The sequence below is a fragment of the Microbacterium sp. Leaf159 genome (assembly GCF_001423615.1).
Classification (GTDB): domain Bacteria; phylum Actinomycetota; class Actinomycetes; order Actinomycetales; family Microbacteriaceae; genus Microbacterium.
Map to the genome: position 1 here is coordinate 1007924 of NZ_LMOU01000001.1, position 13934 is coordinate 1021857.

Here is a 13934-nt window from a genome sequence, read left to right on the forward strand (position 1 = left end):
GCCACGAGCACCACGATCAGGTGCTCCGCGAGCTGCGCGCTGTAGCCTGAACGCGATGGCGCACTACACGAAGCACCCGGTGGCCGCCCCGCCCACCGCGCCCGAGCGCGAGTCGACGGGGCATCTTCTGCTGCGCGGATACATCATCCTCGTCCTGTTCGTGGCGTTCGCGCACTCGGCGGTCTACAACCTGCTGGGCGAGATCGGCGCGGCGGTCACGCTCGTCGTGTTCCTGCTCGCGACGCTCGGCATCGGCGTCCCGATGATCGCTCGCAAGCGTCCGCACGCCTTCGCGTGGCGGCGGCTGCCCTGGGCTGCGACCGCGTACACCGTCGTCGCACTGCTCTCGGTCGCCTGGTCGCAGTGGCCAGGGGCGACGATCATCACCTGGGTGCTGCTGGCGACCGTGACCGTGAACGCGCTGTTCATCGTGCACGTCCTCACCTGGCACGAGATCGTTCGAGCCCTCGCCTCGGCATTCAAGTGGATCCTCGGCCTCTCGCTCGCGATCGAGCTGTGGGTGGCGCTCGTCGTGCACGGACCGATCCTGCCGAACTTCTTCGTCCGCCCCGAGGGCGAGACGAACGCCCACTGGTACTGGGTGCGCGGCAACCTCCTCGACGGCGGCCGTATTCAGGGGATCGTGGGCAACTCCAACCTGCTCGCGATCATCTGCCTGTTCGCGATCCTCACCTTCGGCGTGCTGTTCGCGGCACGTACGCGCTGGCGGACGACTCTGGCACTGTGGGCCCTGCTGGCCGCGTACTTCCTGCTCAGGGCCGGATCCGCGACGGCATATGCCTGTGCGGCCGCGGCGGGTGTCGTGCTCGTCGTAGCACTCTTGATGCGTCGCGCCAAGACGCCCGGCGGACGCACCAGGCTGTACGTGCTCTTCATCGGCGGCGCTGCGGTCATCGGCACCGCCGTGTGGCTGCTGCGTGAGCCGCTGTTCGCTCTGCTCGGGCGCAGTGCGGATCTGACCGGCCGTTCCGACAAGATCTGGGACAAGGTCCTGGAGCGCGCGGCCCAGCATCCGCTCTTCGGCAACGGCTTCTCCAGCCCGTGGGTACCCTTCGACCCCGCCTTCGCCGGATGGATCGAGGACCACGGGATCACGGTGTTCCACGCGCACAACATGTGGCTCGACGTGCTGATGCAGCTCGGCGTGCTCGGCGTGGTGCTTGTCGCACTCGCGTACCTCAGCCTGCTGTGGCGTTCCTGGTTCTTCGCCATCGACCGGCCTCGGTGGGATCTCCAGTCCGATCGCTCCTACTCGGCGATCACCCTGCTGCCGAGCCTGTTCACCATCGTCCTTCTCGTGCAGGGGCTCACGGAGTCGACGCCCATCATGCTGTGGGGATGGATGCTGCTGGTCCTGCTGTCGTTCAAGATCAAGGCCGTGCCGCTCGTCGGAGTCGGTGAACGCGAGCGCGTGATCGAGCGTGGCGAGAGAAGTCGGCGGGTTCCGTGACCTTCGGACGCCGTGTGGCGGATCTGCTCGGCTCGGCCGAGTTCGCCCGCGCCTACACGATCGCCGTGCTGACGGCGGTCTTCGCGGCCTTCACCATCGAGCGCGCGGCGTCCCCGGTGACGCTCGCCACGGTCATCGGCGTCCTCTGCGCGCTCGGCGCCTGCATCCTGTGGGTCCGACGAGAAGAGCTCTCTCTGCTGCGGATCGCCCCATCGTCGCTGCTGGCATTCCTCGCCTGGGCGGCCGTCAGCGTCCTCTGGTCGACAGACAAGTCCGACACCGCGCTCGGATGGATGGAGCTCTTCGGCTTCGCGTTCCTCGCCATCACCGTGGGACACATCCGCGACACCCTGCAGACGGTGCGCGCGCTGGGCGACACGCTGCGATTGCTCCTGATCGTCTCCCTCGGCCTCGAGATCCTCTCGGGTGTGCTGCTGGACACTCCGTTCACCTTCCTCGGGATCGAGGGGCAGCTGGCCGTCGGCGGCCCCGTGCAGGGCATATTCGGCAGCCGCAACATGCTGGGCTTCGTCACCGTGATCGCACTGATCACGTTCGTCGTCGAGTGGCGTTCGCAGTCCCTGACGGCGCGCATCGCCATCCCGTCGATCGCGTTGGCCGGCCTCCTCGCCTTCTTCTCCTCCTCCCCCATGGTCCTGGTCCTCGCCGCGGCCGTCGGCGTCGTGGCGGTGGCGCTCACGATCGTGCGGCATGCGCCCGCCGAGCGACGGACGATCGTGCAGTGGGTGCTCGGAGTGCTCGTCGCGTTGGCGCTGGCGGCAGCCTTCGCCCTGCGGCACGTGATCATCGCGCTGCTCGACGCGGGATCCGACTTCTCGGTCAGGGCGACCCTGTGGAACACGATCCTCGACTTCGTCGCGCTCAAGCCGATCGAGGGGTGGGGCTGGTTCGGTTCCTGGGCGCGCGGAGAGTACCCCTTCACCTACATCAACTTCCTGCTCGACGACCACCACCAGAGCGCGCTCAACGCGTACTTCGACGTGCTGCTGCAGTTGGGCACGGCCGGGCTCGTGCTCTTCCTGCTGTTCGGCGGCATCGCCACCATCCGCTCCTGGCTCGTCGCGAGCGTCCGTCGCTCCGTCGTCTACGCGTGGACACCGCTCATGCTGGTGACGCTCGCGGTGGAGTCGATGTTCGAGAGCTTCACACTCGTCGGAGCCGGCTGGTTCATGCTGGTGCTGTGCGCCCTGCGCGCGGGCCAGACGCGGTCGTGGCGAGAGAGCATCGACGCGGCGCACACCGGGGCGATCCCGACCCTGAGGCCTCAGGCCTGAGCACACCGACGCGCCCTCGGCGGATTCCGAAGCTCTTCCGGGTAGGGTGGGATCTGCTCGCGGCGCCCTGCGGGCGCCCAGCCACCGGAGAAATCACCTCGTGACACACGCCCCCTTCGACCCGGCGTCCGCGACGATCGTCATCGTCACCTTCAACCGATCGCACCTGCTGACCGGTCTGCTCGAGAGCATCACCGCGATGGAGCCGAAGCCCGGCCACGTCGTGATCATCGACAACGCCTCATCCGACGACACGACCGAGGTCGTGGACTCGTTCCGCCCGCGTCTCGGCACCGAGCTCGTCTACCGCCGACTCGACACGAACACCGGTGGATCCGGTGGCTTCAGCGAGGGGATGCGCACGGCCTACGAGATCGGATCCGAGTGGATCTGGATGATGGACGACGATGTCGAGGTCGTCCCCGACGGTCTCGCGAAGATGGGCAAGTGGGCTCCCCGCTTCAAGAGCATCCAGGGACGCCGCTACGACTACGACGGCAGCGAGTTCTACTGGCAGTACCGGATCGCCGAGCGCATGGGCATCCCGATCCCCTTCGCTCCCTCGGGGTTCGACGCCTCGGGCTACAAGGAGATGAACAGCGGATGCTTCGAGGGGATGTTCATCCACCGCTCGATCGTCACGCAGATCGGCCTCCCCGACCACCGCTTCTTCATCTACTGGGACGACCAGATGTACGGGTGGCTCGCGTCCCGCAAGACCACCGCGGTGATCGTCGACGAGTTCGTCCTGCGGCGCACCCGTGAGATCAAGCAGTGGGACATGGGCATCCGCCACATGAACGCCTCGAGCAACGCCTACCGCTTCTACATCATGCGCAACCGCGCGTACATCAAGCACTACTACCGCATCCACGACAACTACAACCCGGTGCTGTTCGGCCTCGGAACGTCGATGACGTTCGCGAAGGAGCTCATCCGCCTACTGTTCGTCGAGCGGACGGTGCGGGGGACGAGCAATCTGTTCCGTGGGCTCAAGGAGGGCGGCAAGCTCGGCCGCGACCGCTCCTGGACGCCGATGCCCGCACTGGAGGACTGACCAGCATGACCGACGAACAGCAGCCCGACGTCCGCTGGGCACCGATGGAGCCCCAGCCGAGCAACCGCGGTCGCATCGCGCTCATCGTGGGGCTCATAGTCGCCGGTCTCGTCATCGTCGGCGTGCTGCTGTTCTTCCTCCTGCCTCGGGGCGACTCCCCGGCGCCCGGTGCGAGCGAGACGCCGTCGGCGTCCGCGTCAGCGACCCCCTCGGCGACCGCATCGCCGTCTGCGGAGCCGGAGCCCTCGATGACGCCGATCACGACGGCGCCGCCTGTCGCGGACCCGAGCGTCGACGCCTTCCGCGGTCAGGTGCAGGGATGGCTCAACGACGCGCTGACCGGACTCGACATCGTGAGCGACTCGACCGGTCAGGATGCGGTCTCCGTCGTGGACACGTTGATCGACGACGCCCAGCGACTCGCCGAGACCCCGCCGCCGTCATCGATCGAGTCGGAATGGCGGGCGGCGCTCGACGTCTACGCGCAGACCCTCGTCACGCTTCGGACCGTTGTCACGGACGGCGGTTCGACCGGTTCCGCGATAGATGACTCGCGCTCTGCCGCAGGAGATCTTCGGGCCATCGTCGGACTCTGACTCGGTGCCGACGGAAGCTCAGGCCTCCTCGGCCTCGAGACGACGAAGCCGCTCTTCGTAGTGCGCCACGAGCTCGAGCCGAAGCCGAGCGCGCTCGTGCTCGACCTGGGCCTTCACCAGCGCGTCCTCGGCGCTGAGGTCGTCGATCTCGAGTCGGACGCGCAATGATTCGAACCGATGCTCCAGCGCCGCGAGCTGAGGCGCGATGCGGTCGAACTCCGACCGGATGTACGAGAAATCCGCCTGCGCGCCGCCGAGGCGTGCCTCGTAGTCTCGCCTGGCCGCTTCGAGCTGCTCCCACCGCGGCTCGAGAAGGGCTGCGACCCTGGCATCGACCCGGTGTTCGACGACGGTGTCGATGCGGCGGCGGATTCTGTTCAGCATTCAGTCCTCAATCATTCGGGTGATTGTCTACGGGCGGGTCGGATCGGATCAGTGGCGGTAGGTGACGCGGCCGGACTCGATCCAGCGCTTCACGAGCACGGACTCCAGCTCGATCCGGTGCTCAGCACCCACTGCCGACGGGTCACCGTACGCGTGGTTCCAGGCGGTCTGGTCGGGCGCGTCGATGAAGGAGAATCCCGACGCGTCGACTTGCGCATCGGGGAACAGACGAGTGGCGATCCAGAGCATCACCGTTCCCGTGGTAGCCCAGTGACCGCCGGAGCGGGGATCGGCCCCCATCGCCTCTCCGAGCGGCAGCACCACCTCGCGATTCGGCATCGTCACGATCCCGAGATCAGCCGGCCAGAACTCGGGGATCTTGGGGTTCTCCCAGAGCAGTCGTCCCGGCTCGATCATGAGATACGCGCGCTCGGTGTACGACTCGAAGAACCAGGGGGTCGGACGCACACCGCGGTTGAAAACCACGACATCCGCACGCCTGCCCACTGCGGGAGGCCCACCGGCCTCGTCCAATCTGAAACCGTTGACGCGGAACACGACATCCGCGGAATCGATGATCGCCGCCCGTTCCTCGGATGGTTCGAGCGGCTGATTCCCGACGACCGCGACTCTGCGGACCGGGTCTGCACGACCGTAGGAGGTGACGAGCGGGCGCAATCGATCGTAGAACTCGGCTTCTTCCGCCGTCGTCTTCTCGCCATCGACGAGCTCCGTCACACGCCCCATGGAACCTCAGCTTAGGGCACGGGCGGCGCAACCCTGCGGCACCGCGACGCGTCTAGAGTTGTCCGCGTGACTTCTGAACAGATCATCGAGCTCCCGACGGCATCGATCGGCGCAGGCGCACCGATCTTCACCATCGCGGAGATGTCCGGGAACCATAACGGTGACCTGAGTCGCGCTCTGGAGATCGTCGACGCCGTGGCGACGACCGGTGCCAGCGCGCTCAAGATCCAGACGTACACGGCCGACACATTGACGATCGATTCGGACAAGCCCGCGTTCCGGGTGCAGGGCGATCACGCCCTGTGGGGCGATCGCAACCTGTATTCGCTGTACCAGGAGGCGCACACCCCGTGGGAATGGCATGCCGAGATCTTCGATCGCGCCAGGACGCACGGTCTGATCCCGTTCTCCACTCCTTTCGACCCGACATCGGTCGAGTTCCTCGAGTCGCTCGGGGTGGAGCTCTACAAGACCGCGTCGGCCGAGATCATCGACCTCCCGCTTCTCCGCGAGGTGGCACGGACGGGCAAGCCGATGATCGTGTCGACCGGCATGGCGACCCTGTCGGAGATCGATGCTGCTGTCACCGCCATCCGCGATGCCGGTGGCACCCAGCTCGTCCTCCTCGCATGCACGGCGGCGTATCCCGCGATCCCCGAGGAGGCGCGACTCGGCAACATCCAGGCACTCAGGGATGCCTTCGGGGTTCCCGTCGGGCTGTCAGACCACACGCTCGGGATCGGCGTCGCGGTAGCCGCCGCCGCCCTCGGGGCGGTCGTCATCGAGAAGCACCTGACCCTGGATCGCGGTGACGGCGGCGTCGACTCCGACTTCTCTCTCACCCCCGGCGAGTTCGGCGCGCTGGTGACCGCGTCCGATCAGGCGCGGATCGCCTCTGCGAGCGGAGTGGCGTTCGGGCCGACGCCGCAGGAGCAGACGGTCCTGGCGCTGCGGCGTTCCCTGTACGTGACCACTGACGTCCGCGCCGGAGATCCCGTGACCGCCGACAACGTCCGGTCGATCCGCCCGGCAGGCGGCCTCGACCCCGACTCCTTCGCCCTCGTGAGCACCAGGACGTTCACCCGCGACGTCGAGCGGGGAACTCCGCTCACCTGGGACGTTCTCTGAGGTCAGCGCTCCGACGGCAGCCGCCACTTGGCGAAGGTCGCGAAACCCGTCTCATCAGGCGGGAGGTGCGGGAGATAGCCGGCCTTCTGGAAGAGCCGGAGAGATGGCGCGTTGTCCGCGTGCACGACGGCGAGCATGCGACACGGCGCCCGAGCCGGAAGCGCTGACTCCGCGGACGCGAGCACCGATGCCGCAAGACCACGGCCGCGCGCGCTCGGGGCCACGGTGATCGACACCTCCCAGTCACTTTCGGATCGGCGGTCCCACCGGCACGTGGCCAGTGCTGTGCCGCCCGACTCCACGATGAGGAGGGATCGGTCGACGTCGGCGATGCTCCGAGCCACCCAGTCCCGATGCGAGTCCCAGTCGAGGGCACCCTGCGCACGCGAGTTGAGCCGGGTCGCGGGATCGTTCCGCCACTCGAACAGCAGCGAAGCGTCGTCCGGGGTCGCCGTCCGGACGGCGAGGGCGCCGACATGCGGCGCATCCGCGGGGACCACGTCGAGCAACTGCTCCCACGCCGACACGATCCGCCAGGTTCCCCGTCCATCGACCGCACGCATCAGCTGCTCCGCCCGCGTGTCGAGCGCCGCGCCAGACGACAGGATCGCGGCGAGAGTTCCGACTCGCTCCGCGAGGTCGTCGTGCGGAGGTTCACCCAGCGCTACGGCAAGCCCCCGGGAGACGACTTCGCGGTAGCCCGCCCGCTGATTGTCGACGGCGCAGACGAGCGCCATCGGCACTCCCATGCAGGCGAAGTCCCAGACCGAGGTCCCGGCGGCGGTCACAGCAAGGTCGTGCAAACGGGCGAGAGCGGGCAGGTCGTCGACGAATCCTCGCACCTCGACCGCATGAGGGGAGGCCGCGGCCTCGGCGAGCACCTCAGCCCGTGCACGCGGGTCGATCACCGTCACCTGCAATTCCTCCGGGATCCGGTGCATCGCGCGGATGACGCGCGCGGTGAGTCCGTGGGGATCGGTGCCCCCCATGACGACGAGCACCCTAGGGCGTGACCCTCGGACAGGCGGCATCGACCTCTGCCGCAGCACCTGCTCACGCACCACCGCGAGATCGATTCCGATCAGATGGTGGAGGCTGCGTTCCGGATGCGCGAACGACGACTCCGATCCCAGATTCGCGTCGATCGCGAGATCGGTGTCGCGCACCCCATAGGGACCGTCCTGCATGTTGCTGACGATCCCGCCCGATCGCGGCGCCACAGGGGGCACGTCCCAGTAGCTGTCGAGGTGGACGACGTCGGCGCCACGGGCGAGCGAGCCCAGTTCGTTCGCGAGTCGCGGGCCCCGGGATGCGACGATCTCGATGCCATCCGTCATACGTCCGGCCACCGCCGCCCCTGCGTCGTCGATGTCACCGACGATCGCCACGGACCACCCGCGGCTCTGCGCCTCGCGGGCGATCGATACGGTGCGCATGAGGTGGCCCATGCCGAATTCAGCGCCGGCGTTGCAGTGCAGGAGAACCCGTCGACCGTGCATCGAGCCTCTTCTCCCTTCGGGGCGCGCGCGCACCCACCCGATAGGATAGGCCGGGCGCGGAGCAACCCGAGCATCCGCGCCATCACGACAATGCTGAGGGAGACAGAGTGTCGGTTCTCGAGGGCGCGAGCATCCTCATCACTGGCGGCACGGGGTCATTCGGCAAGGCGTTCATCCGCCATGCCCTCACCCACATCAATCCGCGCCGTCTCGTCATCTACTCGCGTGACGAGCTGAAGCAGTACGAGGTGCGACAGCAGTTCGGCGACGACCCGCGGCTGCGCTGGTTCATCGGCGACATCCGCGACGAACGGCGACTCGCTCGCGCGCTGCACGGTGTCGACTATGTCGTACATGCGGCCGCGCTCAAGCAGGTCGACACGGCGGAGTACAACCCGTTCGAGTTCGTGAAGACGAACGTCATCGGCAGTCAGAACGTCATCGAGGCATCCATCGATGCCGGAGTGAAGCGTGTCGTCGCCCTCTCGACGGATAAGGCGTCCAGCCCGATCAACCTGTACGGAGCCACCAAGCTCACCGCAGACAAGCTCTTCATCACGGGCAACCACTATGCAGCGGCGTACGACACGCGGTTCGCGGTGGTGCGCTACGGCAACGTCATGGGTTCTCGCGGCTCGGTCATTCCGTTCTTCTCGAAGCTCGGAGCCGAGGGCAAGCCGCTGCCGATCACGGACCTGCGATGCACGAGGTTCTTCATCACGCTCCCCCAGGCCGTCGAGATGGTGATCGACACGTTCGAGCTCATGCAGGGCGGGGAGCTGCTCGTGCCGCGGATCCCGTCGATGAAGGTCACCGATCTGGCGCACGCGGTCGTGCCCGGCGCAGAGCTTGTCGATGTGGGTCTGCGCCCGGGAGAGAAGCTCCATGAGGAGATGATCAGCCCCGAGGAGGGGCGCCGCGCGGTCACGGTCAGCGACGGAAAGTATTTCATCATCCAACCCGATCTCGCGTCCTGGGGATATCGGATGCCGGAAGGCGCCATCCCGGTGCCGGAGGGCTTCGCTTACCGCTCAGACAGCAACGATGCGTGGTACTCGCAGCAGGAGATCGCCGAGATCATCGAGGCGGGGATCTGACGATGCTGCCCTACGGACGGCAGTCGATCTCGGAGGACGACATCCAGGCGGTCGTGGACGTGCTCCGCGGCGACTGGTTGACGACCGGCCCCGCTGTCGCCGCATTCGAAGCGCGTCTCGGCGAGATCTCAGGCGGGCACCGTGCCGTGACGGCGACCTCGGGCACCGCTGCTCTGCACATGGCTTATGCCGCTGCGGGGATCTCCTCCGGCGACACCGTGATCTCCACGCCGATGACCTTCGTCGCGACGACGGCGATGGCCTCTGTCCTCGGCGCCAAGATCGTGTTCGCCGACGTCGAGGAGGACACGGCGCTGATCGACCCCGACGCGGTGGAGGCGCTGATCGACGAGCGGACCAAGGTCATCGCCGCAGTCGACTACGCAGGTCACCCGGCCGATTACGACCGGCTGACGGCCTCCGCAGCGCGCGTGGGCGCGCTCGTCCTTGACGATGCCGCACACTCGATCGGTAGCAGCTACCGCGGGCGCCCGGTCGGCGATCTCGCCGACCTCACGACATTCTCCTTCTTCCCCACGAAGAACCTCACGACCGGCGAAGGCGGCGCACTCGTCGCCAAGGATCCTCGGATCGCACAGCGAGCGCACGAGTTCCACTTCATCGGTCTCGTACGCGACGCGGACCGCTTCGAGATCACCACGGAGGGCCCGTGGCACCAGGAGGTCCACGAGTTCGGTTTCAACTATCGACTCGACGACATCGCCTGCGCCCTCGGAATCGCGCAGCTCGCCAGGCTCGACGCGTTCAAGCGCCGACGCGCAGAGATCACCCGGCGATATGACGAGGCTCTGGCGCAAGTCGATGGCGTGCGCACGCCCATCCAGCGCGACGACGTCGACGTCATCCGTCACCTGTATCCGGTGCGGATCCTGGAGGGTCGACGCCGGCAGGTGTTCGACCGGATGCGCGCGGACGGCATCGGAGTCCAGGTCAACTACATGCCTGTGTACTGGCACCCGGTATATGCGGATGCCGGGTATCTGCGCGGCATGTGCCCGAACGCCGAGATGTTCTACCAAGAGGAGCTGTCGCTGCCGATCCACCCTGAGCTGACCGACGCACAGGTCGACCAGGTGGTCGATTCGCTCACGAGGGCGCTGCGGTGAGGCGAGTCGCGATCATCACGCAGGCGCGGATGACCAGCACACGCCTGCCCGGAAAGGTCCTTCTTCGTGCCGCAGGCCGCACGATGCTGGATCACCACCTCGATCGTCTGATCCAGACGGGCGTGCCGGTCATCGTCGCCACGACCACGAACGACTCCGACGATCCGATCGCTTCCCTCGCCCGTCAGCGCGGAGTCACGGCGTACCGAGGGAGCGAAGACGACGTGCTGGCTCGGTTCGCGGGCGCTGCGTCGGATTCCGGGGTGGACACGATCGTCAGGGTGACCTCCGACTGTCCCCTGATCGATCCGAGCCTGATCGCCGAGGGGCTTCGCCTCTACGACGCTCTCGACGATCCCTACGCCCATGTGTCGAACGTGATCGAGCGGACATACCCCCGCGGCTTCGACTTCGAGGTGTTCTCCACCGTCGCTCTCGTCGAAGCCCATGAGAACGCCCGGGAACCCGCGGAACGCGAACACGTCACGCCCTACCTCTACGCAGGTCGCTCCGGACGGACGAGTCTTCATGCGGTCACGCAGGAGGACGACGCCTCAGGATATCGAGTCACGTTGGACACATCGGAGGACCTGGTCCTCATTCGGGAGCTCATCGAGTCCTACGACGCGTCGACATTGAGCGCACGCGAGATCGTCGCCGTGTTGAAGCAACACCCCGAGCTCGTCGCGATCAACGCCCACGTCGAGCAGAAGAAGCTCGGCGAGTGAGCCGCGCGGGCGGAGCAGAGATCGCTCAGCCCGCGTTGTAGTCCTTGTTGTAGCGGTCGAGCACCTCGGCGATCGGCGCATCCAGCACCAGTGCGCCTTTGTCGAGGTAGAGGCCCCGCGTGCAGAAACGGCGGAGGTCGCGCTCGTTGTGGCTGACGAAGAACAGCGTGCGCCCCTCGGCCAGCAGCTCGTCGATGCGCTTGTAGCACTTCTCGCGGAAGGCCTTGTCTCCGACTGCGAGAACCTCGTCAACGAGCAGGATCGGCTCGTCGAGCTGCGAGACGACGGAGAACGCGAGCCGCACCTTCATGCCGTTCGAGAGGTGCTTGTAGGGAGTGTCCTCGAAACCGGCGAGCTCGGCGAACTCGATGATGTCGTCGTATCGGCGCGAGACCTCGTCGCGCGACATGCCGTGAAGACCGGCGGTCAGTCGCACGTTCTCCCGCACGGTCAGGTCGCCGACGAAGCCCCCTGTGATCTCGATCAGGGGCGCGACTCCCCCGTTCACGGTCACTGTTCCCTCATCAGACAGCAGGACCTTCGCGACGAGACGCAGCAGCGTGGACTTGCCCTGGCCGTTGCGTCCGACGACGCCGATCGATTCCCCCTGCTGCACGGTGAACGAGACGTCACGCAGCGCCCAGAACTCTCCTGGACGCGAGCGACGCGACGCACCGGCGAAAAGGTCCTTGAAGCTGCGTCGCCCCCGGCGGTTCCGTCGGAAGTGGACGCCGAGCCCCTTCACCTCTATGGCGGTCGACATCACAGCTCCTTCAGCACGGGTCGCTCCAGCGAGCGGAACGTCCAGATCCCGAGGGCGAGGATCACGAGAGTCATGCCGATGCTGATCAACAGAGTGAAGAGGTTCCACTGGTCGGGGAAGAACGGCATGCGGTAGAGCATGAAGATCCCGGCGAGCGGGTTGAAGGCTCCGAGCGTCTGGAACATCCCCGGCAGATCCGTGACGTTGTAGATGATGGGGGTGGCGTAGAACATCGCGCGGAGGATGAGCGCGGTCGTCCGCTCCAGGTCGACGTAGAGGACGCAGAGCGGTGCGACGAGCAGCCCGAGTCCCACGAGCAGGACGGTCTGGAGGATCATCGCGACCGGCATCCAGAGGATGCCCCACCCGACCTGGACGGTGTTCTCGGGGTTCTGCTCGACGAGCAGGTTGATGATCACGAACGCAGCGAGCACCGGCAGGGAGAAGAGGTACTCCATGCCCTTGCTCAACACGATGCGGTTCACCCAGATCGACCGAGGGATCGCCGTGGATCTGACCAGCCGGGAGTCCTTCTTGAAGGCTCTCGTGAAGTCCGAGACCGAGGAGTTGAACCACACCCACGGCAGCAGCGCGCTGATGAGGAACACGATGTAAGGCTCTTCGCCCACGTCACGGTGGAAGATCTGCGTGAAGACGAACCAGTAGATCGCGCTCATCACGAGCGGATCCAGCACCGACCACAGGTATCCGAGGAAGCTCGTCGAGTACCGCACCTTCAGGTCGCGGGCAGAGAGCAGCCACAGGGAATGCAGATAGCGCCGGGGCGTCCCGGGCGCCCCGACAGCAGCGTGACTCACGATGTCGAGTCTACGAGAGCGAGTTGTTCCACAGCGACAGCGCCGAGCCGATAGCCATGTGCATGTCGAGGTACTGATAGGTGCCGAGACGTCCGCCGAAGTGGACGTCCTTCTCGCCCTTGGCGAGCTCGCGGTACGCCAGAAGCCCCTCACGGTCGGTTTCGGTGTTCACCGGGTAGTAAGGCTCATCGTCGCGTGTGGCGAAGCGCGAGAACTCCCGCATGATGACGGTCTTCTCCGACTCGTAGACGTCCTTGCGCTCCGGGTGGAAGTGCTTGAATTCGTGGATGCGCGTGTACGGCACATCCATGTCGGGGTAGTTCATCACGCTTGTCCCCTGGAAGTCGCGGATGCTCAGCACCTCCTGCTCGAAGTCGAGCGTGCGCCAGCTGAGCGCTCCCTCGTTGTAGTCGAAGTAGCGGTCGACGGGCCCGGTGTAGACGACGGGCACCTGGCCGACCGTCGCCTTCTTGTTGAGGGGCTGCGAGTCATCGAAGTAGTCGACGTTCAGCTTCACCTCGATGTTGGGGTGGTCGGCCATCCGCTCGAGCCACGCGGTGTAGCCGTCGGTGGGCAGGCCTTCCCACGTGTCGTTGAAATAGCGGTTGTCGTAGGTGTATCGGACGGGCAGCCGGCTGATGATGTCGCCGGAAAGCTTCTGCGGGTCCGTCTGCCACTGCTTGGCCGTGTAATCGCGGAAGAACGCCTCGAACAGGGGGCGTCCCACCAGCGCGATGCCCTTCTCCTCGAAGTTCGCCGCCGTCTTGGCGTCGAATTCGCCCGCCTGCTCGCGGACGAGTGCTCGGGCCTGGTCGGGCGTGTATGCCGACTGGAAGAACTGGTTGATCGTGCCGAGATTGACCGGCATGGGGAAGACGATCCCCTTGTGGGTCGTGTAGACGCGGTGCACGTAGTTCGTGAAGGAGGTGAAGCGATTGACGTACTCCCACACCGTCGGGTTGGACGTGTGGAAGAGGTGGGCACCATAACGGTGCACCTCGATTCCCGTCTCGGGCTCCGCCTCGCTGTAGGCGTTCCCACCGATGTGGTGGCGGCGGTCGATGACCGTGACCTTGCGGCCTGCCTCAGCGGCACGTTCTGCGATGGTGAGGCCGAAGAAGCCCGACCCGACGACAAGAAGATCCATGTTGCTGCTTTCTGCCCGAGAAGGCTCAGATCCGCACGGCGTCGCGCGGCACACAGCAGACCACTCTACCTGCAGGC

At 66.3% G+C, this 13934-nt stretch carries 14 protein-coding genes; 8 read left to right on the forward strand and 6 right to left on the reverse strand.

The window, feature by feature from the left end:
• Window positions 1–55 precede the first annotated feature (55 nt).
• The 4 genes from ASF80_RS04920 (at window position 56) to ASF80_RS04935 (ending at window position 4419) form a co-directional block, all read left to right on the forward strand.
• Entirely contained in the window at window positions 56–1471 is a 1416-nt protein-coding gene (locus tag ASF80_RS04920; protein WP_056308482.1) for an O-antigen ligase family protein, read from the forward strand.
• Window positions 1468–2766: an O-antigen ligase family protein gene (locus ASF80_RS04925; RefSeq protein ID WP_056308484.1), complete on the forward strand. Its 1299-nt coding sequence runs from the start codon at window positions 1468–1470 to the stop codon at window positions 2764–2766. The genes ASF80_RS04920 and ASF80_RS04925 overlap by 4 nt, the downstream gene beginning before the upstream one ends.
• Window positions 2767–2866: 100 nt before the next feature.
• On the forward strand, window positions 2867–3823 hold the full coding sequence (locus tag ASF80_RS04930) for a glycosyltransferase family 2 protein (RefSeq protein ID WP_056308486.1): 957 nt from the start codon (window positions 2867–2869) through the stop codon (window positions 3821–3823).
• A gap of 5 nt (window positions 3824–3828) precedes the next feature.
• Window positions 3829–4419 carry a hypothetical protein gene (locus ASF80_RS04935; protein ID WP_056308488.1) on the forward strand — a complete coding sequence of 197 codons (591 nt, stop codon included), beginning with the start codon at window positions 3829–3831 and terminating at the stop codon, window positions 4417–4419.
• 18 nt (window positions 4420–4437) lie between these two features.
• Here ASF80_RS04935 and ASF80_RS04940 read toward each other — a convergent pair whose 3' ends face one another.
• On the reverse strand, window positions 4438–4803 hold the full coding sequence (locus tag ASF80_RS04940; RefSeq protein WP_056308490.1) for a hypothetical protein: 366 nt from the start codon (window positions 4801–4803) through the stop codon (window positions 4438–4440).
• 48 nt (window positions 4804–4851) lie between these two features.
• Window positions 4852–5550, reverse strand: a complete 699-nt coding sequence (locus ASF80_RS04945) for a hypothetical protein (RefSeq protein ID WP_200934744.1) — start codon at window positions 5548–5550, stop codon at window positions 4852–4854.
• Between the two features lie 66 nt (window positions 5551–5616).
• On the opposite strand from ASF80_RS04945, the gene pseI reads away from it, so the two are divergent.
• Window positions 5617–6678, forward strand: a complete 1062-nt coding sequence (pseI, locus tag ASF80_RS04950; RefSeq protein ID WP_235559884.1) for a pseudaminic acid synthase — start codon at window positions 5617–5619, stop codon at window positions 6676–6678.
• Window positions 6679–6680: 2 nt separating this feature from the next.
• Here pseI and ASF80_RS04955 read toward each other — a convergent pair whose 3' ends face one another.
• Window positions 6681–8177, reverse strand: coding sequence for a bifunctional UDP-2,4-diacetamido-2,4,6-trideoxy-beta-L-altropyranose hydrolase/GNAT family N-acetyltransferase (locus ASF80_RS04955; protein WP_056308492.1), 1497 nt, complete (start codon window positions 8175–8177; stop codon window positions 6681–6683).
• 107 nt (window positions 8178–8284) lie between these two features.
• Here ASF80_RS04955 and pseB point away from each other — a divergent pair, with 107 nt between their 5' ends.
• The 3 genes from pseB to ASF80_RS04970 are packed head-to-tail and all read left to right on the forward strand — an operon-like array spanning window position 8285 to window position 11129.
• On the forward strand, window positions 8285–9274 hold the full coding sequence (gene pseB, locus ASF80_RS04960; RefSeq protein ID WP_056308494.1) for a UDP-N-acetylglucosamine 4,6-dehydratase (inverting): 990 nt from the start codon (window positions 8285–8287) through the stop codon (window positions 9272–9274).
• 2 nt (window positions 9275–9276) lie between these two features.
• Entirely contained in the window at window positions 9277–10401 is a 1125-nt protein-coding gene (locus ASF80_RS04965) for a DegT/DnrJ/EryC1/StrS family aminotransferase (protein WP_056308496.1), read from the forward strand.
• Window positions 10398–11129 (forward strand): cytidylyltransferase domain-containing protein, encoded by a 732-nt coding sequence (locus tag ASF80_RS04970; RefSeq protein WP_082488187.1) that lies wholly within the window; start codon window positions 10398–10400, stop codon window positions 11127–11129. The genes ASF80_RS04965 and ASF80_RS04970 overlap by 4 nt, the downstream gene beginning before the upstream one ends.
• Window positions 11130–11154: 25 nt before the next feature.
• On the opposite strand, the gene ASF80_RS04975 is transcribed toward ASF80_RS04970, so the two are convergent.
• From ASF80_RS04975 to glf, 3 genes are read right to left on the reverse strand one after another with little or no spacing between them, the layout of a single operon-like run.
• Window positions 11155–11892, reverse strand: coding sequence for an ABC transporter ATP-binding protein (locus ASF80_RS04975; protein WP_056308498.1), 738 nt, complete (start codon window positions 11890–11892; stop codon window positions 11155–11157).
• Window positions 11892–12710, reverse strand: coding sequence for an ABC transporter permease (locus ASF80_RS04980; RefSeq protein ID WP_056308500.1), 819 nt, complete (start codon window positions 12708–12710; stop codon window positions 11892–11894). Before ASF80_RS04980 ends, ASF80_RS04975 begins: the two co-directional genes overlap by 1 nt.
• A 10-nt stretch (window positions 12711–12720) precedes the next feature.
• The gene (gene glf / locus ASF80_RS04985; protein ID WP_056308502.1) at window positions 12721–13857 is read right to left on the reverse strand and encodes a UDP-galactopyranose mutase; all 1137 of its coding nucleotides are present in this window, start codon (window positions 13855–13857) and stop codon (window positions 12721–12723) included.
• Window positions 13858–13934: the final 77 nt, after the last annotated feature.

Excerpts from the sequence above, each read along its gene's own strand:
- ASF80_RS04920 (WP_056308482.1), top strand. The coding sequence starts at position 56 with ATGGCGCACTACACGAAGCACCCGGTGGCCGCCCCGCCCACCGCGCCC.
- ASF80_RS04935 (WP_056308488.1), top strand. The coding sequence starts at position 3,829 with ATGACCGACGAACAGCAGCCCGACGTCCGCTGGGCACCGATGGAGCCC.
- ASF80_RS04940 (WP_056308490.1), bottom strand. The coding sequence starts at position 4,803 with ATGCTGAACAGAATCCGCCGCCGCATCGACACCGTCGTCGAACACCGG.
- ASF80_RS04945 (WP_200934744.1), bottom strand. The coding sequence starts at position 5,550 with ATGGGGCGTGTGACGGAGCTCGTCGATGGCGAGAAGACGACGGCGGAA.
- ASF80_RS04955 (WP_056308492.1), bottom strand. The coding sequence starts at position 8,177 with ATGCACGGTCGACGGGTTCTCCTGCACTGCAACGCCGGCGCTGAATTC.
- ASF80_RS04965 (WP_056308496.1), top strand. The coding sequence starts at position 9,277 with ATGCTGCCCTACGGACGGCAGTCGATCTCGGAGGACGACATCCAGGCG.
- ASF80_RS04975 (WP_056308498.1), bottom strand. The coding sequence starts at position 11,892 with ATGTCGACCGCCATAGAGGTGAAGGGGCTCGGCGTCCACTTCCGACGG.
- glf (WP_056308502.1), bottom strand. The coding sequence starts at position 13,857 with ATGGATCTTCTTGTCGTCGGGTCGGGCTTCTTCGGCCTCACCATCGCA.